This window comes from Arthrobacter sp. Y3223065 (genome assembly GCF_059090885.1).
The window spans coordinates 334,836-355,709 of the sequence record NZ_JBNHGC010000002.1 but is presented as its reverse complement, the minus strand read 5'-3'; the positions used below and the strand labels follow the sequence as shown (position 1 = coordinate 355,709).

Annotated in this window: 19 protein-coding genes and 2 tRNA genes; 7 read left to right on the top strand and 14 right to left on the bottom strand. The window is 67.7% G+C overall.

Translation table 11 applies throughout. The annotated features are described in order from the left end of the window. Nucleotides 1-28: 28 nt before the first annotated feature. From AC5RUK_RS06575 to AC5RUK_RS06550, 6 genes are all read left to right on the top strand, one after another. The gene (locus AC5RUK_RS06575; RefSeq protein ID WP_494151918.1) at nucleotides 29-790 is read left to right on the top strand and encodes a thymidylate synthase; all 762 of its coding nucleotides are present in this window, start codon (nucleotides 29-31) and stop codon (nucleotides 788-790) included. Beyond that, the gene (locus AC5RUK_RS06570; protein WP_494151699.1) at nucleotides 787-1,401 is read left to right on the top strand and encodes a dihydrofolate reductase; all 615 of its coding nucleotides are present in this window, start codon (nucleotides 787-789) and stop codon (nucleotides 1,399-1,401) included. Before AC5RUK_RS06575 ends, AC5RUK_RS06570 begins: the two co-directional genes overlap by 4 nt. Nucleotides 1,402-1,577: 176 nt before the next feature. After that, nucleotides 1,578-2,723, top strand: coding sequence for an aspartate-semialdehyde dehydrogenase (gene asd / locus AC5RUK_RS06565; protein ID WP_494107617.1), 1,146 nt, complete (start codon nucleotides 1,578-1,580; stop codon nucleotides 2,721-2,723). Nucleotides 2,724-3,156: 433 nt separating this feature from the next. Next, a complete protein-coding gene (locus tag AC5RUK_RS06560) occupies nucleotides 3,157-5,151 on the top strand; it encodes an HNH endonuclease signature motif containing protein (RefSeq protein WP_494151698.1) in 1,995 nt (664 codons plus the stop codon). 174 nt (nucleotides 5,152-5,325) lie between these two features. After that, entirely contained in the window at nucleotides 5,326-5,742 is a 417-nt protein-coding gene (locus tag AC5RUK_RS06555) for a hypothetical protein (RefSeq protein WP_494151697.1), read from the top strand. Nucleotides 5,743-5,969: 227 nt separating this feature from the next. Then, nucleotides 5,970-7,163, top strand: a complete 1,194-nt coding sequence (locus AC5RUK_RS06550; protein ID WP_494151696.1) for a carboxylate-amine ligase — start codon at nucleotides 5,970-5,972, stop codon at nucleotides 7,161-7,163. Between the two features lie 110 nt (nucleotides 7,164-7,273). Here the strand turns inward: AC5RUK_RS06550 and AC5RUK_RS06545 are convergent, their stop codons facing one another. From AC5RUK_RS06545 to AC5RUK_RS06515, 7 genes are all read right to left on the bottom strand, one after another. After that, nucleotides 7,274-8,353: a UDP-N-acetylmuramate dehydrogenase gene (locus AC5RUK_RS06545; protein WP_494151695.1), complete on the bottom strand. Its 1,080-nt coding sequence runs from the start codon at nucleotides 8,351-8,353 to the stop codon at nucleotides 7,274-7,276. 58 nt (nucleotides 8,354-8,411) lie between these two features. Further along, nucleotides 8,412-8,840 carry a MaoC family dehydratase gene (locus tag AC5RUK_RS06540; protein ID WP_493989411.1) on the bottom strand — a complete coding sequence of 143 codons (429 nt, stop codon included), beginning with the start codon at nucleotides 8,838-8,840 and terminating at the stop codon, nucleotides 8,412-8,414. Then, complete coding sequence (locus AC5RUK_RS06535) at nucleotides 8,837-9,298, bottom strand: FAS1-like dehydratase domain-containing protein (RefSeq protein WP_493989412.1); 462 nt, start codon at nucleotides 9,296-9,298, stop codon at nucleotides 8,837-8,839. Before AC5RUK_RS06535 ends, AC5RUK_RS06540 begins: the two co-directional genes overlap by 4 nt. A gap of 28 nt (nucleotides 9,299-9,326) precedes the next feature. Then, entirely contained in the window at nucleotides 9,327-9,581 is a 255-nt protein-coding gene (locus tag AC5RUK_RS06530; RefSeq protein ID WP_493989413.1) for a hypothetical protein, read from the bottom strand. 97 nt (nucleotides 9,582-9,678) lie between these two features. Beyond that, entirely contained in the window at nucleotides 9,679-10,587 is a 909-nt protein-coding gene (locus AC5RUK_RS06525) for a DUF2797 domain-containing protein (protein WP_494151694.1), read from the bottom strand. Nucleotides 10,588-10,725: 138 nt separating this feature from the next. Beyond that, a tRNA-Met gene (locus tag AC5RUK_RS06520) sits at nucleotides 10,726-10,802 on the bottom strand. A 57-nt stretch (nucleotides 10,803-10,859) separates the two neighbouring features. Further along, nucleotides 10,860-10,931, bottom strand: a tRNA-Thr gene (locus AC5RUK_RS06515). A 220-nt stretch (nucleotides 10,932-11,151) separates the two neighbouring features. Here AC5RUK_RS06515 and AC5RUK_RS06510 point away from each other — a divergent pair. After that, complete coding sequence (locus AC5RUK_RS06510) at nucleotides 11,152-11,940, top strand: putative protein N(5)-glutamine methyltransferase (protein ID WP_494151693.1); 789 nt, start codon at nucleotides 11,152-11,154, stop codon at nucleotides 11,938-11,940. A 163-nt stretch (nucleotides 11,941-12,103) separates the two neighbouring features. Here the strand turns inward: AC5RUK_RS06510 and AC5RUK_RS06505 are convergent, their stop codons facing one another. The 7 genes from AC5RUK_RS06505 to AC5RUK_RS06475 all read right to left on the bottom strand — a co-directional run bounded on the left by AC5RUK_RS06505 (nucleotide 12,104) and on the right by AC5RUK_RS06475 (nucleotide 20,864). Then, the gene (locus AC5RUK_RS06505) at nucleotides 12,104-14,062 is read right to left on the bottom strand and encodes a DEAD/DEAH box helicase (protein WP_494107609.1); all 1,959 of its coding nucleotides are present in this window, start codon (nucleotides 14,060-14,062) and stop codon (nucleotides 12,104-12,106) included. 392 nt (nucleotides 14,063-14,454) lie between these two features. Continuing rightward, nucleotides 14,455-14,964 carry a PadR family transcriptional regulator gene (locus AC5RUK_RS06500; protein WP_493989417.1) on the bottom strand — a complete coding sequence of 170 codons (510 nt, stop codon included), beginning with the start codon at nucleotides 14,962-14,964 and terminating at the stop codon, nucleotides 14,455-14,457. Between the two features lie 14 nt (nucleotides 14,965-14,978). Further along, nucleotides 14,979-17,003: an FAD-dependent oxidoreductase gene (locus AC5RUK_RS06495; RefSeq protein WP_494151692.1), complete on the bottom strand. Its 2,025-nt coding sequence runs from the start codon at nucleotides 17,001-17,003 to the stop codon at nucleotides 14,979-14,981. Nucleotides 17,004-17,093: 90 nt separating this feature from the next. Next, entirely contained in the window at nucleotides 17,094-17,753 is a 660-nt protein-coding gene (locus AC5RUK_RS06490; protein ID WP_494151691.1) for an MOSC domain-containing protein, read from the bottom strand. 31 nt (nucleotides 17,754-17,784) lie between these two features. Beyond that, nucleotides 17,785-18,237 (bottom strand): VOC family protein, encoded by a 453-nt coding sequence (locus AC5RUK_RS06485; RefSeq protein ID WP_494112486.1) that lies wholly within the window; start codon nucleotides 18,235-18,237, stop codon nucleotides 17,785-17,787. A gap of 78 nt (nucleotides 18,238-18,315) precedes the next feature. After that, nucleotides 18,316-19,476: a cystathionine gamma-synthase gene (locus AC5RUK_RS06480; RefSeq protein WP_494151690.1), complete on the bottom strand. Its 1,161-nt coding sequence runs from the start codon at nucleotides 19,474-19,476 to the stop codon at nucleotides 18,316-18,318. Nucleotides 19,477-19,487: 11 nt separating this feature from the next. Then, nucleotides 19,488-20,864, bottom strand: coding sequence for a cystathionine beta-synthase (locus tag AC5RUK_RS06475; protein WP_494151689.1), 1,377 nt, complete (start codon nucleotides 20,862-20,864; stop codon nucleotides 19,488-19,490). Between the last annotated feature and the right edge of the window lie 10 nt (nucleotides 20,865-20,874).

Here is a 20,874-nt window from a genome sequence, read left to right as displayed (position 1 = left end):
CCCGTACGAGGACCTGCTGCGCGACGTCATGGCCAACGGCACGGCCAAATCCGACCGCACCGGCACCGGCACCCGCAGCGTCTTCGGCCGCCAGCTCCGCTACGACCTGGCCCAGGGTTTCCCGCTGATCACCACCAAGCGCGTGCATTTCAAGTCCGTGGCGCTGGAGCTGCTGTGGTTCCTGCGCGGCGACTCGAACGTGAAATGGCTGCAGGAACGCGGCGTGAAGATCTGGAACGAATGGGCTGACGCCGACGGCGAGCTCGGCCCGGTCTACGGGGTGCAGTGGCGGTCCTGGCCCACGCCCGACGGCGGGCACATCGACCAGATCGCCCAACTGGTCGAGGACCTGAGGAACAATCCGGATTCGCGCCGGCACATCGTGTCCGCGTGGAACGTGGCGGACATCAAGAACATGGCCCTGCCGCCGTGCCACGCGTTCTTCCAGTTCTACGTGGCGGACGGCAAGCTCTCCTGCCAGCTGTACCAGCGCAGCGCCGACATGTTCCTGGGCGTGCCCTTCAACATCGCTTCCTACGCGCTGCTCACCCTGATGCTGGCCCAGCAGGTGGGCCTGGAGCCGGGCGAATTCGTGTGGACCGGCGGAGACGTGCACGTCTACGACGACCACGTGGACCAGGTCCGCGAGCAGCTCTCGCGCGCCCCGTATCCTTACCCCACGCTCAACATCCTGCGGAAGCCGGAGAGCATTTTCGACTACTCGCTGGAGGACTTCGAGGTGGCCGACTACCAGCACCACCCGGCCATCAAGGCACCGGTGGCCGTATGAGCGCCGACCACCTCGCCGCGCGTCCCTACCCGGACAGCGTCGCCGAAGCCGTGCTCGGAGTCGGATGGTCCGGGAAGTTCGCCGCGCCGGTGGTCGGCATGATCTGGGCACAGACCAGCAACGGCGTCATCGGCCGCGACGGCGGCATGCCCTGGCACCTGCCGGAGGACCTGGCGCACTTCAAGCGGACCACCCTGAACCATCCCGTGATCATGGGACGCAAGACCTGGGAGTCCTTCCCGGACAAGTACCGGCCGCTGCCCGGACGCACCAACATCGTGGTCAGCCGGCGGCCCGAACTGCGCGGGCAGCTGGCCGCGGAGGGCGCCGTCGTCGTCGAAACCATCGAAGACGCCCTGGCGGAGGCGGCTGCCAGCCCGGGCAGCGACGAAATCTGGTTCTTGGGCGGCGGCGAGATCTTCAACCTCGCCAAGCAGCATGCCAACGCGGCGTCTGTGACGGTCATCGACATGGAGACGGACGGCGACACGTACGCCCCGCAGCTCGGCCCGGACTGGAAGTTCGACGGCGTCACCCCCACCGAGGACTGGCACACCGCGGCCAACGGCACCCGCTACCGCATCTCGCTCTGGGTCCGCGGCCAGGAGTAAGCCCGCGGCGTGCGGCACCCACGCTGCGCGAAACACCGACGGCGGGCACCGCCGTCGTACGTCTGACGCATGCGATCCGCCCACGCTGTGTAACTCTGCCCACTTTGTGCAACCCGCAGCGCCTAACTCGTGTAACTCAGAGCGCTTAAATTGACCCCGTCCGTAAAATGGAATGCATGACTTCCCCTGCAGCCACTTCATCTGCCCAGTCCGTCGGCCTGATCGGTTGGCGCGGCATGGTCGGCTCCGTCCTCATGCAGCGCATGCAGGATGAAGGCGACTTCGACCTCATCAACCCCGTGTTTTTCTCCACGTCGAACGCTGGCGGCGACGCCCCGGCCTTCGCTGCGGGTGCCGGCAAACTGCAGGACGCGTACGACATCGAGACGCTGGCTAAGCTGCCGATCATCCTGACGGCGCAGGGCGGCGACTACACCGCAGAGGTCTACCCGAAACTGCGCGACGCCGGCTGGGACGGCCTGTGGATTGACGCGGCGTCCACCCTGCGGATGCAGGACAGCTCCATCATTGTGCTGGATCCGGTGAACCGCGACGTGATCGACGCTGGTCTGGCGCGGGGCGTGAAGGAATTCATCGGCGGCAACTGCACCGTCTCCTGCATGCTCATGGGCCTGGGGGGCCTGTTCAAGAACGGCCTCGTCGAGTGGGGCACGTCCATGACCTATCAGGCGGCCTCCGGCGGCGGCGCCCGGCACATGCGCGAGCTGCTGAACCAGTTCGGTACGCTGAACGCCGCGGTGGCCGATGAACTGGCACAGCCCTCCTCCGCCATCTTGGAAATCGACCGCAAGATCCTGGCGCAGCAGCGCAGCCCCGAACTGGATTCCTCCCAGTTCGGCGTGCCGCTGGCCGGTTCCGTTATCCCGTGGATCGACAAGGACCTGGGCAACGGGCAGTCCAAGGAAGAATGGAAAGCCCCGGCCGAGACCAACAAGATCCTGGGGCTGAGCGACGACAAGCGCATACCGTTCGACGGCCTGTGTGTCCGCATCGGCGCCATGCGGTCGCACTCGCAGGCCCTGACGTTGAAGCTCACCGAGGACCTGCCGGTGGCCGAAATCGAGCGGATCATCGACGCCGACAACGAGTGGTCCCGCGTGGTTCCCAATACCAAGGAAGCCACCATGGAGCACCTGACGCCCGTGGCGGCCAGCGGCACGCTCGAGATCCCGGTAGGCCGTATCCGCAAGCTGGAAATGGGGCCCGAGTACATCAGCGCCTTCACTGTGGGCGACCAACTCTTGTGGGGTGCGGCGGAACCGCTGCGCCGCATGCTGCGCATCGCCACCGGCAACCTCTAGGACCTGCAGCCGGCTGAGAGTCCCGGCGGACGCTTTGAGCGCCTGAGCCGCGTGACGTCGTGAACCCGAAGGCGTGAGAAGCCCGGTGCTGGGAAGCCCAACGCCACGTGGAGCCCGTCCCTTTTTGGGGGCGGGCTCCTGCCGTCGGACCGGACGCTCTCCTCCTTCGGCACAGGCTGTCCATGGATCCTGCTACGCCGCACTGTCCCTGATCCACCGCATTACCTACACCGCAGTCGACTTATCCTCCACAGCACTCGACGGCTCCGCGTCGAACTCTTCGCCTGCCGATTTGTCCTCGACAGGCACTGGTGGGGCCGCGAGCAACCGTTCGCCTGCCGACTTTTCCTCCACAGGCAAGGGACGGCGGCACGTTATGCACTTTCGTCGAATGTCCGTTCTACCCCCGGCGTGGGCTGCGTAGCGTTGAAGTATGGCAGCAGAACCGTTGGACGAGGCACAGGAGCCGGAGGAACACTCCGGCACCCCTGCCCTGCCCGACGACGGTGCCGCCGATGACTTCGACAAGCCCCAGGGGCCGCCAGAGAACGCAATCTCCAACCCTCCCGTCGGTGCCCCTGCACCCCGCGGCCCGGGGCCCGGTGCTGCCCCGCACGAGGCCGCCAACGACGTTGAGGAACCCGGCTGCGCGGACACCGGGCGGCCAGCAACGGGCGACGCAGCGCTTACAAACTCTCCGGACGCCTCCGCGGTTTCGGTACCGGCGCGGCAGGGGTGGGCAGAGGACTGGCAGGAACTGGGGCCGGCGGAACTGGCCGGCCTGCTCGCGGGCACCGACCCGGCTACCTTGGACGACTGGTCGACCCTCGACTACCTCCAGGCGGTGCGCAAACACGAGGCCTGGACCCAGTCCCGCCGGCTGCGGGCCGTGCACCGCTTGGCGGTGCTCCGCCCGGCCACCGGCGCCGACGCCGGGGCACCGGACGGGATCTGCCGGCACGCCGCCCACGAGCTCGCGCCCATCCTGGCCGTGCCCCGCCAACGCGCCGCCGCGGAACTGGCCGACGCCCACCAGATCGCCACCTGCCTGCCCGCCACCCTCGCCGCCCTCGACAAAGGCGACCTCGATCTGGACCGCGCCACCGCCATCGCCCGCAAAGGCGCCGGCCTGCCGCCCGAGGCCTTGGCAGGCTACGAAGCCAAGGTTGTTCCCGGCGCCGGGACCATCACCCTGGAATCCGTCCAGGCCCGGGCCCGCACCGCCCGCGACCGGCTGCACCCCGAACCCCTCGAAACCCGGCACAAAGCAGCAATGGAACGCCGCACCGTCCAGTACCAGCCCCAGGACGACGGGATGGCCGAGCTCTACATCCGCACCAGCGCGGACAAAGCCCTGCTCGCCTACAACCTCATGCAGGCCCACGCCCGCAAACTGCAGACCGCCGACGAAACCCGCACCCTGGGCCAACTCCGCGCCGACGTGTTCACCGACATGCTTCTCCGCTACCCCGACCACGCCTACCAGCCCGCCACAGACACCGCCGCCGGCACGGCGACGGCAAGGGCGGAAGCAGCCGCCAACCCAGCGGCAACCGGCCCGGGATTGGCGACTGATTCCGGACTGGCGGCCGGATCGGCAACGGCAGCCGCAGTTGCAGCCGCAGGAACTGTAACGGGCACCACCCAAGAAACCGGCTCAGAGATCCCGGCCGTTGCCGAGACAGGGCCAGGCGCCGCCCAAGGGACCGCAACCACCGGGATGGCAAGGCAAGGGCCCTGTACCTGCGGGGGCGGGAACGTGACCGCCTCCGTCGCCGTCACCGCGCCCCTGCAAACGTTGCTCCGGCTCGCCGAAGCACCCGGCGACCTCACCGGATACGGGCCCATCCCGCCCGACATGACCCGCGACCTTGCCGCGCTGGCCAAATCCTGGCTGACCGTGCTCACCGACGACCACGGCCAAGCCATCGCCGCCGCCAAAGACCTGCGCCACCCGCCCGAATGGCTCAAACGCCTCGTCCGGCTACGCGACCGCCACTGCCGCGACTACGGCTGCACCGTCCCCGCGGACCACTGCGACATCGACCACACCATCGCTTGGGAAGACGGCGGCAAAACCGTCCCCGAAAACCTCAGCGCCCGATGCAAACCCGACCATAAAACCAAACACCACGCCGGCACCACCGTCACTCAGGACCCCGACGGCACCCTCCACTTCACCACCCGCTCCGGCCACACCCACACCACCACCCCCGACGACGGCTGGGCCCTCACCTGCCCCACCGCAGCGGGCCAGGCTGGCAGCACGGAAAGCCCGGACGGGGGAGCCAACAGTTCCCAAGGCAACACCGGCGGCGAGGGAGATGCCACAGAAAGCCCGAACAACGGAGCCAACAGTCCCCGAAGCGACACGGGCGGCGACGGAGTCACGGACGGTTTGTGGGACGACGGCGCACCGCCGTTCTAGAAACCCCGCTATCGATCCAACCGATCGGAAGCGAAACACACATCAAGAGGATCGACAGTGACAAGGTACGCGAGGCCCAAGGCAAGAATTGACGATGCGCTCCAGGATTTCTTCGCCCAACAACGTCAGATAAGACCAATTCGAGCCGACCGTTCACTCCGGTTGGAGGCTCACTTGCGGCGCTTTCTGGAAACCTGCGGTCCTGCCTACCTCTCCGAAGAATGGTGGATGATGCTCCAGTTGGAACAGTGCTTTGAGCCGCAAGGTGCCTTCGCACGGCTACTGCCCGCCGAATATCTGCTGCCACCGATGCATGAGTTCTTGTCGCCCGATTGGCTGATGGACCACGGTACGGACCGTTTGGTTCAGGTGAACCACAGCTACCGCCTGGTCTGCTGGCTTTGCGGCAGCGGTCTGGTCAATCTCCGTGCGCTTCGCCCGAGCATCATCCGGTTCATGATCCGGCATGACGAACTCGCCGCTCGTTCCAAGGGCCGCGTGGAACAACAGCGCACTCCACGGCCAGCAGGAGCACCGGAAGTCGACGTCCGGCAGACTGGTGCGGCGATCACCCGGGAAGACCTGCCCTAGGGGCAGCCGCGCCGGACCGCAACTCCGAATGTTCGAGGCCCTCCCCCACGGCGTGGCCTGGACGCCCGGCGCGGGGTTGTCGCTGTTGATGGTCGATAGGACTGTGGGGCGGTGACAGTTGCCGCTGTGGACCACCAGGGTTCCCGCCCGTACTCTTTTGGTGGGCCGGGCTTTGCAGAGACATCCCGGCCGTTGTCATCGGCAAAGACCCTACGAAAGGTGGTTGCATGCGCACATTCGGTGTCGAAGAGGAGTTACTGCTGGTCGACCCCGCCACCGGCCTGTCCGTGCCGCGCGCGGCCGCCGTGATGGACCGGTACCGCCGCACAGGGGCAGAAGGCCAGGAACCCGGACAAACGGGCTCGGCCGCTGCCGCACCCTCCACCGGCCCGACGCTCGCGACCGAACTCCAACAGGAGCAGATCGAGGTTATCGGCCCGCCGCGCTCCACCTTGTCCGATCTGGCAGCCGAAATTTTGGCCGGAAGAGCTTTGGCCGACGCCTGTGCCCGCGCCTCCGGAGCCAGGGCCGTCGCGCTTGCCACATCACCGTCCCCGGCCGCACCGCATCCAGCGCCTGATGCCCGCGTCCAGGCGCTGAGGGCACAGTTCGGGCTGACCGCCGAAGAATCCTTGACTTCCAGCTGCCACGTCCATGTCGGTGTGGATTCTGAGGAGGAAGGGGTGGCTGTGCTGGACCGCATCCGGATTTGGCTTCCCGTCCTCGCCGCCCTCAGCAGCAACTCCCCGTTCTGGCACGGCCGCGACACGGGGTACGCCGGTTACAGGACGCAGGCCTGGCTGCGCTGGCCGGGCACCGGGCCAACGGAAATATTCGGCTCGGCGGCCGCATATCACCGCTCGCTCAGGCAGGCCCTGGACAGCGGCGTCGTACTCGATCACGCGATGCTTTATCTCGACGCACGGCTGTCCCACAAGCACCCGACGGTCGAGATCCGGGTCGCCGATGTCTGCCTTCAGGCCGGCGATACCGTGTTGATCGCCGGTTTGTCGAGGGCCCTGGTGGAGACGGCAGCGAGAGAGTGGAGGTCCGGGCTGCCCCCTGCACCGGTTCCGGCGTCCATACTCCGGCTGGCCGCTTGGCAAGCCAGCCGCTGGGGCGTCGCCGGTAATCTCCTGCATCCCCTCACCGGCGTTCCTTGCCCGGCCGGCACTGTGATCGCGATGCTCTTGGAGCACACCCGGGAGGCCCTCGCCGACGCCGGGGACGAGACCAGCATCAAGCTCCTGTCCCAGCAGGTCCTGACCCGGGGCACGGGCTCCCAGCTGCAGCGCGAAGCCTTCGAACGCGGAGGCCTGATGGCCTTGGCAGGCACCGCGGCCTACTTCACCCACCTCACGCGGCAGGAACCTGCGGCAGCGGACCACAACCTCATGTCCGAGATGCTCGGGCAGTCATAGGACGCGCGCCTCCTGCCGGCACCGGGCACGCGGTCCGACCCCAGGGCGCTCACAACCCGCCGTGGACTAAACCAGGCAGACAGGAGGCCGGGCGGACAGGAGGCCTGCAGCTACAGACTGCAGCCAATCAAAAGCGGCTCGGGCTGAAGCCGGATCCCGAAGGACCGTTCAACTCCATCACGGACAGCCCGTGCAATCGCCAGAATATCCTCGGCGCTCGCGCCGCCGCGATTGGTGATCGCCAGCGTGTGTTTGGTCGACAGGGAGGCGCGGCCGCCTGCCACCTCGTAGCCGCTGAGGGGACCGTTCGACGTGCCGGAAAGTCCAAAGCCCTTCGAGAAGCCTGCGTGGTCAATCAGCCAGGCAGCACTCAGCTTGGCCTTGTCCTCGGCGGGCCAGCGTGGCGCGTTCGCCGGCAGTTTCTCCGCTATGTCCATGTCGACTATGGGGTTCGTGAAGAACGATCCGGTGCTGAACGTATCCCGGTCGGCTAAATCGTGGACCATGCCCTTGGAGGCGCGGAGCCGAAGCACCTCACGGCGAACGTCGGCGGCTTTGGCCACGCCTCCGACATCAACGCCAAGCACGCGTGCCAACTCGGCGTAACGGACGGGATGGCTCTGGCGGCTGAGGGCTAAGCGGAACTCGACTTCCAGCACGACGAAGCGCGGAGATCCATTGGACGTGCTCTGTTTCAGGATCGAATCCCGGTAGCCGAATTTGAGGTCACGGTTCGCGAATTCCTGGACGGACCCAGTCTTCCGATCCCAGGTGCGGACCCGAACGATGGTCTGCGAGACCTCGGACCCGTAAGCGCCGACGTTCTGAACCGGCGTTGCCCCAGTTAGTCCGGGGATGCCCGAGAGGGCTTCCAGTCCGGCCCATCCGTTGTCGACCGTCAGCGCTACCAGTTCGTCCCATGGCTGGCCCGCCTGTACCGTCAGTCCGACGGCGCCATCATGCTCCCGGACGCTGTAGCCGCTGCTGGCGATGCCCACCACGGTGCCGGGGTAACCGTCGTCGGAAATCACGAGATTGGATCCGCCGCCAATAACGAGCAGGTGGTCTCCGGACTCGTCGGCGGTGCGGACAGCCTCGATGATCTCGGACTCTGTGCCGGCCTCAATGAATCGCGGTGCGGGCCCGCCCACACCGAGCGTAGTCAGCGGCGCAAGAATCGTTTCGGTCACGGTGTGGGCCTCTCCAGCGCCGTGTGCGCGGTGGTATGCGCCGTATGCGCGGTGTGGATTACCAAATCCTGACGACCGCCTGGGCTTTGACCAGTACTTTCACGCCTGCAGCGGTCACGGTCAGGTCGACGCGCGCCGTGCCGTTGTCCTGGTCGACGGCCCCGATGGCACCGCTGACCTCGATCGTGGCGCCGGGTCCGTCAAGGTCCTCCACGAGGACCGGCTTGGTGAAGCGTGTCTGGTAGTCGACGACGGCGGCCGGGTTGCCGATCCAGTCCGTCACCAGCTGCACCGCGGCGCCCATGGTGAACATACCGTGGGCGATGACGCCGGGGAGGCCCACCTGCTCGGCGAAGCGTCCGTTCCAGTGAATTGGATTGAAGTCACCGGACGCTCCGGCGTACCTGACGAGGTCCGCGCGGGAAACCTGAATGCTCCGCGAGCCGATGTCCTGGCCAACAGTCAGTTCGTTCAGTTCAACGCTCACTGGCCTTCCCCTCTCACCAGGATCGACGATGTGGTGGTGGCCGTTTTCTCGCCGGCGAGGGTGCTGATTTCCGCACGGGTGGTAATCATGGCCCCGCCGCCCATGGCGCGCACCTGGTCGACGTGCAGCTCGGCCACCAGTTCGTCGCCGGCGACGATCGGCCGGTGGTGCACGAACCGCTGGTCCGCATGGACCACCCGGGAGAAATCGATGCCGGAGTCAGGGTCCTCGATCAGCCGGGCATCCGCGCGCTGGGCCACGATGATCGCGAAGGTGGGAGGAGCCACCAGGTCGCCGTAGCCCAGTTCCTGTGCGGCTTCGACGTTGAAGTGCGCTGGATGCGTGGCCTTGACCGCCGAAGCGAACTCCCGGATCTTCTCGCGGCCTACGGTATAGGCGGGGCCGGCCGGGTAGGTGCGGCCGGCGAGGTCGGGGTTGACCCCGGCATGCTCGGACATGGATCTCCTTCAGATGGAGTGGATGGGACTATCGACGCTTCGCTGGAGGTGTGCCCCGTGGGCCGGCGGCTGCTTGCCGGGCCCGGGCGTCACGGAACCGGACCAGCAGCCCGGCCAGATGGGTCAGCAGGCCCGTGATGATGGCGGCCAGTGCAGTCCAGATCAGCCAATGGATGCTTGCCGAGGCGGCGATGACGGACAGGAGGATCCCGACGCCGATCAGCACCATGGCAGAGATGACCAGCTTGCGGTAAAGCGGCGAGCCGAGGTCCCAAGGATTCATACCTCAAGGTTACCGGCCACGTCCCCTACCGGCCGAACCGCGAAGCCGCGCGCGCCCAGGCTTCGGACCCGGGTGCGCAACGCCTGCCCTCATTCGCCTAGAACAACTGTTCCTGCAGGAGGGGCTGCTCGGAGACATATTCGCCGACTGCGATCCGGCGGCCCTTCACCCCGCCCAGGTCCACCAGGAAGAGCGGCCCGTCGTCTTGAAGCCGCGCGGCCGCGACACTGCCCAGGAGGCCCTCCACGATGAACCCGTGGTCACCCGAGGCAAAACCGCCGGGGTAGCCCCTTTTGACGCCATGCGCCAAGACCGGCGCCGCCAGCGCCGGAACCTGCCATTGCTCGTCGACGACGTCGAAGCCCTCCAGCTGAACGGCAGGCAGCAGTTCGCGCACCGTCGCTGCGTGGCCGGAGTTGAGCCGGTCCACCTCGGCCACCGGCAGCGGGGTCAGCAGCCCGGCGAACTTGGCGGCGCCGCGGACGGCTTGCGTCAGGGCAGTATTTCCCGAGACCGTGTCCTCGAGTACCCGGACCACCCGTCCGTCCCGCGTCCGGGCGACGTAGCGGGCGGCAACTGCGCCCTGTTCGGCCAACCGTAACGATTTCCGCACGTGGGCAGCCGTTCCCACCTTGCTGGCGCCGTTCGCGAACGTCGCCACATACAGCCAATGGGGTTGGGCGAGGTAGGCCAGCAGCCCCTCGGGTGCCCGGCCGCTGCGGTGGCTGTCATGCATGAAGCGCAGGTCGTCGTTGAGGAAGCAATTCACACATTGGTGGCCCCGCTCCGCCGGAGCCTGCAGGCGGCACGGCACGTGCGTGCGTTCATCGGCAGAAAGTACCCGATGGCTGCCCAGGCAGTAGCGCCGGGGGTCCATCACCCGGAAGCCCAGCCTCGACCCCTGCGTCACGGGCAGGTCTTCCGGCGTGCCGTCCGGAGCTGCGAGGCGCAGCCGGGGGCCCGCGGAGGTCCAGGCGATGCCGTGTGCGAGATACAGGGCAGGCATGGCGTCCACTCTAGTGAAGGAAGTGAGAGCTCCCCTGACCCGCTGCGGCCGCCGGCGGCGTTTCGGGTAAGCGGCGGGCGTCTTAACAGCCGAGGGGCCCGGCCGGAACTGGTGTTCCGATCGGGCCCCTCAGGGTCTTGGTAGCGGTGCCCGGACTCGATCCGGGGACCTCACGATTATGAGTCGTGCGCTCTAACCAGCTGAGCTACACCGCCACGAATGGGAGCGCCCGCGCTGCGTCTCGCGACGCAGACGCGGGCTTTGCCATTCAGAGCCCCCCACCGGAATCGATCCGGTGACCTCGTTCTTACCAAGAACGCGCTCTACCACTGAGCTAGGGGGGCAACGGAGAAATACATTACCAGCAATTTGCCCCTGGATGAAATCGGAATCGTGCCTCGTGGTGAAGGCCACACGCCCGACGGCGGTCTCCTCCGCGGACCGTGCCGGGCAGCTTGTCTCCGGCGGCGTTTCGGGTGCACAAACTGCAGCCAAGGTCACACCGAGGCGGTCACGAGAACGCGGGCGAAAGGGTACTCTGGCGTCATTCGAAAGGACTCCCCCATGCAGGTTTCCCCGCCGTTGGCCCGGGACGACATCGTCTCCCGGCTACGCGCCGCAGGCTGCGTCTTTGCCGAGGAAGAGGCCGCCCTGCTGCTGGCCGAGGGCGGTCCCCTGGAAGCCATTACCGCCAGGGTGGAACAGCGGGAAGCCGGGGCGCCCCTGGAACATGTCCTGGGTTGGGCCGGGTTCTGCGGCTTGCGTATCTACGTGGCCCCCGGGGTTTTCGTCCCCCGGCGGAGGACGGAGTTCCTCGTCCGGCAGGCTGCGGCTTTGGCCCCGGCGGCCACCGGCGTCGTCGTCGATTTGTGCTGTGGCTCGGGCGCCGTGGGGGCGGCGCTGGGTGGATTGCTCGGGCCCGCCGAACTGCACGCCGCAGATGTGGATTCGGCGGCGGTGGCGTGCGCGCGGACAAACCTGCCGGCGGCACAGGTGCACACGGGCGACCTCTACGCGGCGCTGCCCGCGGCCTTGCGGGGCCGCGTCGACGTGCTGACCGCGAACGTCCCCTACGTGCCCACTGGGGAGATCATGTTGCTGCCGCCCGAAGCCCGCCTCCATGAGGCATGGCGGGCGCTCGACGGCGGTCCTGACGGCTTGGCGGTCATGCGGCGGGTCGCGGAGGGGGCACCGGACTGGCTCGCGCCGGGCGGATCCGTCCTGGTGGAGATGAGCGAGCGACAGGCGGAGGCAGCGGCCGGCGTTTTCGAAGCACGCGGACTGGTGCCGGCCATCGCCCGCGCCGAGGAGTACACCTCCACGGTGGTCTCCGGCACCCGGCCCACTGGTTGAACGTAGCGGGGCGGAGCCGTTGGGCGAAAGCGGCGGGCGGGGGCCGTTGCTTGGAAGGTGCGGGTCCGTTGCCTGAAAGCGGCGGGGCCGTTAAATGCCTCCGGGCACCTGTCCATGACAGATGCCCCGGAGGGGGATGACTGGCTGGAAGCCACCGGCCAGGTCAGTCGCGCGTGTGGCGCGGCTTGCGCGCGGCGCCAAACCCACGGTCGCTGCGCTCCCCGCCGAATCCACGGTCGCTGCGGTCGCCGCTGAAGCTGCGTTCGCCGTCGCTCTTGTACGGACGGTCCCCTTCAAACTTCTTCTTGTAGGGGCGCTCGCCGTCGAACTTCTTCTTGAACGGCCGGTCGCTCCGGTCGCTGCGGAAGCCGCCGCGGTGTCCGCTGGCGACGTCGTCGCGGTCCCGGCGCGGCTTGCGGCCGCCATCCAGCTCCAGGTGGATCAGCTCGCCGCCGATGCGGGTCTTGGACAGCGCGCGCAGCTGGTCCTTGCTCAGGTCGGCGGGCAGCTCAACCAGCGAGTGGTCCGAGCGGATGTCGATGCCGCCGATCTGCGCGGCGGACAGGCCGCCCTCGTTGGCGATGGCGCCGACGATGGACCCGGGCATCACGCGGTTCCGGCGCCCCACGGCGATCCGGTACGTAGCATTGCCCTCGGTCAGGGTGCGGGACGGGCCGCGCGAATTCATGCTGTCGCGTCCGCCGCCGGCACGCTCGCGCTGGCCCTTCGGTGCTTCGGGCAGGTCCTGGACCAGCAGCGGACGTCCGCCCTGAGCCATGACGGCCAGCGCGGCCGCAATCTCGGCGGCGGGGACGTCGTGCTCGGTCTCGTAGTTCGCGATCAGGTCGCGGAACATCGAGACGTCCTCGGAAGCCAGCGTTTCGGTGATTTGTTCCGCGAACTTGCTCATGCGCAGGTTGTTGATGGTCTCGGCCGAGGGCAGGTTCATCTGCTCGACGGGCTGGCGGGTGGCCTTCTCAATCGCCCGCAGCAGGTACTTCTCGCGCGGGGTCATGAACAGGATGGCGTCGCCCGAGCGGCCCGCACGGCCGGTGCGGCCGATGCGGTGCACGTAGGACTCGGTGTCGTGCGGGATGTCGTAGTTGACCACAAGGGTGATGCGCTCGACGTCCAGCCCGCGGGCGGCAACGTCCGTGGCGACCAGGATGTCGATCTTGCCGTCGCGCAGGGCCTCGACGGTGCGCTCACGCTGCTGCTGAGGGATGTCGCCGTTGATGGCGGCGGCCCGGTAGCCGCGGGCCTTGAGCTTGTCGGCCAGGTCCTCGGTTGCCATCTTGGTGCGCACGAAGGCGATGACGCCGTCGAAATCTTCGGCTTCCAGGATCCGGGTCATGGCATCCAGCTTGTGCGGGCCCATGACCTGCAGGTAGCGCTGGCGGGTGTTGGTGCCCGTGGTGGTCTTGGCCTTGACCGTGATCTCGGCCGGGTCCTTCAGGTACTTCTTCGCGATCCGGCGGATGGCGGTCGGCATGGTCGCCGAGAACAGGGCAACCTGCTTGCTTTCCGGGGTCTTGGAGAGGATCTGGTCGACCTCTTCGGCGAAGCCCATGCGCAGCATCTCGTCGGCCTCGTCCAGCACCAGGTACTGGAGTTCGGACAGGTCCAGCGAGCCCTTCTCGATGTGGTCGATCACGCGGCCGGGGGTACCGACAACCACTTGGGCGCCGCGGCGCAGGCCGGCCAGCTGGGGGCCGTACGCGGAGCCGCCGTAGACGGGCAGCACGGTGAAGTCGTCCATGTGTGCGGCATAGGAGGAGAAGGCCTCGGCCACCTGCAGGGCCAGTTCGCGGGTGGGGGCCAGCACCAGGATCTGGGTGTTCTTGGTCGGCGGCAGTTCGGCCATCCGGGAGAGGGCGGGAACCGCAAACGCCGCGGTCTTGCCCGTGCCGGTCTGGGCCAGGCCGACGACGTCGCGCCCTTCGAGCAGCACGGGGATGGTGGCGGCCTGGATGGGCGACGGCTTCTCGTAGCCGACGTCGGTCAGTGCTGCCAGGACACGGCCGTCAAGGCCGAAGTCGGTAAAGAGTACGGTGTTCTCGTCTTCGACGGCCGGGGCGGCGTCGGTGTTTTCGGGCAGGGTATTAACAGTGTTTTCAGACACGGGGCAGTTCCTCGTATTCAGCTGGGGACCGGTGGCCGCGGCACATTAATGTCCGCGGTCCTCTGACTCAAAGCCCGGCGCTATTCCAATCCCGTGGCAGGGCTTTTCGCCGCTTCGCTGGCCACCCGCAAGCTGCGGAGAGACCTGGCGGCGTTTTCTTTAGCCGGCGCTCCCAAACATGAAACTGCCCGCCGCTTAGAGGCGGGCCCACACACAATCAGACGCTTCGACAAGACCGTAAACGGCATTATCGCGCAGAACTAAGGGAATACCGACAGTGGGGGATGTATCCAGTGTACGGCACGCTCCGGCTGGCCAAGGACAGGGAGCACGACGACGGGCGGTGACCTTTGGCACAGCAGCCGCCCGGCGCCGTGTGACGGTTCGTGTTCCTACTCCCCTTGCAGTGTCTGCTCGGCCCACTCGATCCAGGCCTCCTCGAACATGATGCCCGCCCGCAGCACGGCCCGCTGCAGCCGGTTGGCGTCGGTCCAGGTGCCCCGCTGGTCGAGTTGGCGGTAGGCCTCGAGCTGCGTGCGGTGCAGGCCCAGATGCCGCTCGATCTCGCCGGCGATCGGGACGTCTCCGAGCACCGAGGAGGCGCGGAGGCGGATCATCAGTTCCTCCCGGACCGGGCGGGGGTTCTGCTGTTCGTCGGTCCAGCGCCGCAATTCCTCCCGGCCCACGGCAAGGACCTGGTACTCCTTGGCACGCCCGCGGCTGGAGTCGCGGCCGGTCGACTCGACCAGGCCGTGCTGTTCCAGCTTGGCGAGCTCGCGGTAAATCTGCTGGTGTGTCGCCGGCCAGAAGAAGCCGAACGACTTGTCGAACCGGCGGGCCAGTTCTGCCCCGGATCCGGGGCGTTCCAGCAAGGCAGTGAGGATGGCGTGCGGCAAGGACATGGCAGCTCGTTCCGTTACAGTGCCGCAGCCAGCCGGGTCGCCTGGTTGATGGCGCGTTTGGCGTCGAGTTCGGCCGCCACGTCGGCGCCTCCGACCAGGTGGACCGGCAGCCCCGCAGCTTCCAGCGCCTGCTGCAACTCCCGCTGGGGTTCCTGGCCGGTGCAGAGCACCACGTTGTCGACGGCGAGCACCGTGTCTGTGCCGTCGACGGTCAGGTGCAGTCCGTCGTCGTCGATCTTGCGGTAGGTAACGGCCGGGATCATCTGCACGCCGCGGCTCTTGAGCTCGGCCCGGTGGATCCATCCGGTCGTCTTGCCCAGTCCGGCTCCGAGCTTGGATTCCTTGCGCTGCAGCAGATAGACGCTCCGGGCGGGGCGTTCGGGCCGGGGCGCGGCCAGGCCGCCGCGCACCGCCGGGTCGTCGTCGACTCCCCAGTGCTCGCGGAACCGGTCCGGCTCCAGGGTGGCGCTGGGGCCGGCCTGGGTGATGTACGTGCTGACGTCGAAGCCGATGCCACCGGCTCCCAGCACTGCCACTGTTTTACCCAGCTGCCGGTGGTCGCGCAGCACGTCCAGGTAGCCGAGCACGCTCGGGTGGTCCACGCCGTCCAGGTCCGGAAGCCGGGGCACCACGCCGGTGGCGAGGACGACCTCGTCAAACCCGCCCTCGGCCAGGGCGGCCGCCGTGGCCCGGGTGTTCAGCCGCACCTCGACCCCGAGCAGCTCCAGTTGGCGGCTGAAGTAGCGGATGGTCTCGTGGAACTCTTCCTTGCCCGGGATCTGCTTGGCCAGGTTGAACTGGCCGCCGATGCCGTCCGCCGCTTCAAAGAGCGTGACCCGGTGGCCGCGCCTGGCCGCGGTGACGGCACAGGCCAGCCCGGCCGGCCCCGCCCCGACCACGGCCAGCGATTTGGGCTCGGGGGCGGGAGCGATCAGCAGTTCTGTCTCGTGGCAGGCCTGCGGATTGACCAGGCAGGAGGTGGTTTTGCCGACGAAGGTGTGGTCCAGGCAGGCCTGGTTGCAGGCGATGCAGGTATTGATCTCGTCAGCCCGTCCGCGCGAGGCCTTGAGCACGAATGCCGGATCGGCGAGCAACGGGCGGGCCATGGACACCATGTCGGCGTATCCGCCGGCCAGCAGCTGTTCGGCGGTATCCGGGTTGTTGATCCGGTTGGTGGTTACCAACGGAATTCCGACGGCGCCCATCAGCCGGCGGGTGACCCAGGAGAAACCGGCACGTGGGACCGAGGTGGCGATGGTGGGCACCCGGGATTCGTGCCAACCGATGCCGGTATTGATGATGGTGGCCCCTGCGGCTTCGACTCCGCGGGCCAGTTCGGCGACTTCCTCGAAGGTGGACCCGCCTTCCACCAGGTCCAGCATGGACAGGCGGTAGATGATGATGAAATCCTCCCCCACCCGCTCGCGGGTCCGGCGGACAACCTCCAGCGGGAAGCGGATCCGGTTGCGGTAGCTGCCGCCCCAGCCGTCGGTCCGCTGGTTGGTGCGGGCGGCGATGAACTCGTTGATCAGGTATCCCTCGGACCCCATGATCTCCACGCCGTCGTAGCCTGCTTCGCGGGCCAGCGCGGCCGCGTTCGCGAAGTCCTCGATGGTTTGCCCGATCTCCGGTTCGCTGAGCCCGCGGGGCGTAAACGGGCCGATCGGAGCCTGCAGCGGGCTGGGCGCTACCGGTGCGGGATGGGCGGCGTAACGTCCGGCGTGCAGCAATTGAAGCGCAATCCGCCCTCCCGCGGCATGGACCGCGCCGGTGATGATCGTGTGGCAGGCGGCGTCCACCGCCGTCGTCATCATGGCACCGCCGGGCTGCAGCCTGCCGTCTTCGTTGGGGGCGAAGCCGCCGGTCACGATCAGCCCGACGCCGCCGCGCGCGCGTTCGGCGTAGAAGGCCGCCATGCGCTCGAAGCCGCCGGGCAGTTCCTCGAGCCCAACGTGCATGGACCCCATCAGAACCCGGTTGGGCAGAACCGTGAAGCCGAGGTCCAGCGGTTCAAACAACTTCGGGTAGGCCACGGCCACGATGCACTCCTTTGCACAACAAGTTGCATAAAGCCTACGGGGCGATGGTTCGGCGGACAACCCCGGCCGCGAGGGGTACAGTCGCTGTCCTCAGTCGTGGACGCGGCCCCGGTCCAGCACCCTCCGGACTGCTTTGCCGACGTTGCCGTGCAGCGAAATCTCGCCGGTTGCCTCGGAAGCCCGCAGCGCCTGCGCCTGCTCAGGGCTGAGCCCCAGCGATGATGCCGCCACGCTGACGCCGTGCGCGGGGCGGAAAAGGACGCGGATGCTGTCACCGGCGGCGAGGGAGCCGGGGGTGACGACCTTGAGATAGGCACCGGGCAGCCCCTTGCGCAGGAAGCGCTTGACCCACTGGGGCTCGCCCATGTGGCGGGCGAAGGTGGCGCAGGGTATCCGCGGCATCGTCACTTCGACGACGACGTCGGGGCCGACCTGCCACCGCTCCCCCACCAGCGCGCCGCTGACTTCCAGGCCCGTGGTCCGCAGGTTTTCGCCGAACAGCCCCGGCGGGATGTCGCGCCCGAGCTCGGCCGACCACGCGTCGGCATCTTCCTGGGCATAGGCGTAGAGGGCCTTGAGCTCTCCGCCGTGGTTTTTGCGGTCCGCCTGGACATCGGCGCGCAGCCCCGTCGGGTGGACCGGCACCCGTTCGTCCACCGGGCGCTTATCGATCCCGGTGATTCCCACCTTGCTGGCATCGGGCTTCAGGGCGTGCAGCCGACAGAGGGCCAGCAGGGATCCGGAATTCATGGGGCAATCATATGTTCGGCCGGATGCCTGCTCAGGCGTGCCCCTCGTAGCTGATGTCCTGTTCCTTGGCCCCGTCGGCCGGCAGCGGTTGGCCGCGGTATTTTCCGATGGCCCAGAGATTTCCGTCCGGGTCGTTGATGCCGAAGCCGCGGTCGCCGTAGTCGGTGTCCTGCAGGTCCCGGATGATCGACGCCCCGGCTGCCTTCATGCGCGCGTACGCGCCGTCCGGGTCCCGGGTGTAGACGTTAAGCTGGGCCGAGCCGGGTTCCCTGGCCCACAGGGTCCCCTCCGCGTGGCTGGAAACCATCACCATGCCGCCTTCGGGCCAGAGCAGCTCGGCGTGCACCACCAGGCCGTGTTCCTCGAACCGTGCGTGCTCGGTGAATCCCATGGTTCCGGTCAGGAACTCGATCAGTTCGTGCGCCCTGCGCGACTGCAGACCGGCGACAACGCTGGCCGGAGGGTACTGCTTGTTCGCATCCATGGACACAGTATTCTCTTCCGGCCCCGGACGCGCCAGAGGCGGCGGCCCGGCCTGCCGGTACCGCCGCCTCTTGCGCGCCTAGAGCTGGCCGAACGCCTTTTCCAGGTCTGCGATCAAGTCGTCGATGTCCTCGATGCCCACCGACAGCCGGATGAGGTTCTCCGGCACCGCCAATTCGGTGCCTTTCACCGAGGCATGGGTCATCTCCGACGGGTAGTTGACCAGCGACTCGATGCCGCCGAGCGATTCCGCCAGCGTAAACACCTCGGTGGACTCGGCCACCTTGCGGGCCGCCGCCTCGCCGCCCGCGAACGAAACGGAGACCATGCCGCCGAAGCCGCGCATCTGTTTCTTGGCCAGCTCGTGGCCGGGGTGCTCGGGCAGGCCCGGGTAGTAGACGGCCTCGACTTCGGCCCGGCCCTGCAGCCATTCGGCCACGGCCTGGGCATTGGCCGAGTGCCGGTCCATCCGCACGCCCAGCGTCTTCAGGCCGCGGGTGGTCAGGAAAGCGTCCAGCGGGGCGGAGACCGCGCCCACCGCGAACTGTACGAAACCGACCTTCTCGGCGAGCGCGTCGTCGTTGAGCACCACGGCGCCCCCGATCACGTCCGAATGTCCGCCGATGTACTTGGTGGTCGAATGCACCACGACGTCGGCGCCGAAGGCCAGCGGGTTCTGCAGGTACGGAGAGGCGAAGGTGTTGTCCACGACCAGCAGCGCGCCGGCGGCGTGCGCCAGCTCGGCCAGCGCGGCAATGTCGGTGACCTTCATCATCGGGTTGGAGGGGGTTTCCACCCAGAGGAACCGGGCCTTGTGCTCGCTGACCGCGGCGGCCACGGCCGACTCGTCGGACATGTCCACCACGGTGTGGCCGATCCCCCAGGCACCGAGCACGCGGCTGATCAGCCGGTAGGTCCCGCCATAGGCGTCGTTGCCCAGCACGATGTGGTCGCCCGGGGCGAGCAGGGCGCGGATCAGCGCATCCTCGGCGGCCAGCCCGGAGGCGAAGGAGAAGGCGTGCTTGCCGCCCTCCACCGCCGCCAGCTGCACCTGCAGCGAGTCCCGGGTCGGGTTGGTGCCGCGGCCGTACTCGTAGCCGTTCCGCAGCCCGCCGATGCCGTCCTGGGCGTAGGTCGAAGACTGGTAGATCGCGGGCACCACCGCGCCGGTGGCCTGGTCCGGCACCTGGCCGGCATGCACGGCGCGGGTGTTAAACCCCTGGTTGTTCTCTGCGCTCATTCTTCTCTCCTTCAGCTCGTCAGGTAGGACAGCAGGTCGTGGCGGGTCAGCACGCCCACCGGGGCACCGGCCAGCGTCACCAGCACGCCGTCGACCGCCTGCAGCTTCTCGCGGGCGGCAGAAACCGGCTCCAGCGCACCGACCAGCGGCATCGCCGCACCCAGGTGGTCGCCGACCTTGTCTGTCAGCTTCGCCTCGTTCTTGAACAGCTTGGCCGTCAGTTCGCGTTCGTTCACGGCTCCGACCACCTCGCCCATGACCACCGGCGGCTCCTGCGAGAGCACGGGCAGGGTCGAGACACCGAACTCGTTCATGATCCCGATGACGTCGCGCACCGTCTCGTAGGGATGGGTGTGGACCAGGTCCGGCAGCACGCCGCTCTTGCCCCGCAGCACCTCGCCCACGGTCGCTTCGTCCCCGCCGGCGATAAAGCCGTAGGACTTCATCCAGTCGTCGTTGAAGATCTTGCCCAGGTAGCCGCGGCCGGAGTCGGGCAGGATCACAACCACGATGTCGTCCGGCCCCAGCCCTTCGGCCACCTTCAGCGCGGCCACCACGGCCATGCCGGAGGAACCGCCGACCAGCAGTCCCTCCTCCTGGGCCAGCCGACGGGTCATCGCGAATGCCTCGGCGTCGTTGACGGCCAGCACCTCGTCCGGAACCGACTTGTCGTAGTTGTCCGGCCACATGTCCTCGCCGACGCCCTCGACGAAGTACGGCCGTCCGCTGCCACCGGAGTAGACCGAGCCCTCGGGGTCGGCGCCAATGATTTTCACGGGACCGCCGGGGCGGTCGGCGGAAATTTCCTTCAGGTAGCGGCCGGTTCCCGTGATGGTTCCGCCGGTGCCGGCGCCGATCACCACGTGGGTGACCCGGCCGTCCGTGTCGCGCCAGATCTCCGGGCCGGTCGACTCGTAATGGCTGGCCGGCGCCGCCGGGTTGTTGAACTGGTCCGGCTTGAAGCCGCCGTCCACCTCGGTCACCAGCCGGTCCGAGACGCCGTAGTAGGACTCCGGGCTGTCGGGAGCCACGGAGGTGGGGGTGACGACGACGTCGGCGCCGTAGGCCTTGAGCACGTCGCGCTTTTCCAGGCCCACCTTGTCCGGGGTCACGAAGATGGACTTGTAGCCCTTCTGCTGGGCCACCAGGGCCAGGCCCACCCCGGTGTTGCCGCTGGTGGGTTCGATGACCGTGCCGCCGGGCTTCAGCCGCCCGTCCTTCTCGGCTTCTTCGATCATCTTCACCGCGATGCGGTCCTTGATCGAACCGCCCGGGTTGAAATACTCCACCTTCGCCAGGACGGTGGCAGCAAGACCTTCGGTCACTTTGTTCAGCTTGACCAACGGGGTGTTGCCGATCAGGTCCAGAACAGAATTGGCATATTTCATGGGCCCAAAT

Excerpts from the sequence above, each read along its gene's own strand:
- AC5RUK_RS06575 (WP_494151918.1), top strand. The coding sequence starts at position 29 with ATGGCCAACGGCACGGCCAAATCCGACCGCACCGGCACCGGCACCCGC.
- AC5RUK_RS06570 (WP_494151699.1), top strand. The coding sequence starts at position 787 with ATGAGCGCCGACCACCTCGCCGCGCGTCCCTACCCGGACAGCGTCGCC.
- asd (WP_494107617.1), top strand. The coding sequence starts at position 1,578 with ATGACTTCCCCTGCAGCCACTTCATCTGCCCAGTCCGTCGGCCTGATC.
- AC5RUK_RS06560 (WP_494151698.1), top strand. The coding sequence starts at position 3,157 with ATGGCAGCAGAACCGTTGGACGAGGCACAGGAGCCGGAGGAACACTCC.
- AC5RUK_RS06550 (WP_494151696.1), top strand. The coding sequence starts at position 5,970 with ATGCGCACATTCGGTGTCGAAGAGGAGTTACTGCTGGTCGACCCCGCC.
- AC5RUK_RS06535 (WP_493989412.1), bottom strand. The coding sequence starts at position 9,298 with ATGTCCGAGCATGCCGGGGTCAACCCCGACCTCGCCGGCCGCACCTAC.
- AC5RUK_RS06530 (WP_493989413.1), bottom strand. The coding sequence starts at position 9,581 with ATGAATCCTTGGGACCTCGGCTCGCCGCTTTACCGCAAGCTGGTCATC.
- AC5RUK_RS06525 (WP_494151694.1), bottom strand. The coding sequence starts at position 10,587 with ATGCCTGCCCTGTATCTCGCACACGGCATCGCCTGGACCTCCGCGGGC.
- AC5RUK_RS06510 (WP_494151693.1), top strand. The coding sequence starts at position 11,152 with ATGCAGGTTTCCCCGCCGTTGGCCCGGGACGACATCGTCTCCCGGCTA.
- AC5RUK_RS06500 (WP_493989417.1), bottom strand. The coding sequence starts at position 14,964 with ATGTCCTTGCCGCACGCCATCCTCACTGCCTTGCTGGAACGCCCCGGA.
- AC5RUK_RS06490 (WP_494151691.1), bottom strand. The coding sequence starts at position 17,753 with ATGAATTCCGGATCCCTGCTGGCCCTCTGTCGGCTGCACGCCCTGAAG.
- AC5RUK_RS06485 (WP_494112486.1), bottom strand. The coding sequence starts at position 18,237 with ATGGATGCGAACAAGCAGTACCCTCCGGCCAGCGTTGTCGCCGGTCTG.
- AC5RUK_RS06480 (WP_494151690.1), bottom strand. The coding sequence starts at position 19,476 with ATGAGCGCAGAGAACAACCAGGGGTTTAACACCCGCGCCGTGCATGCC.
- AC5RUK_RS06475 (WP_494151689.1), bottom strand. The coding sequence starts at position 20,864 with ATGAAATATGCCAATTCTGTTCTGGACCTGATCGGCAACACCCCGTTG.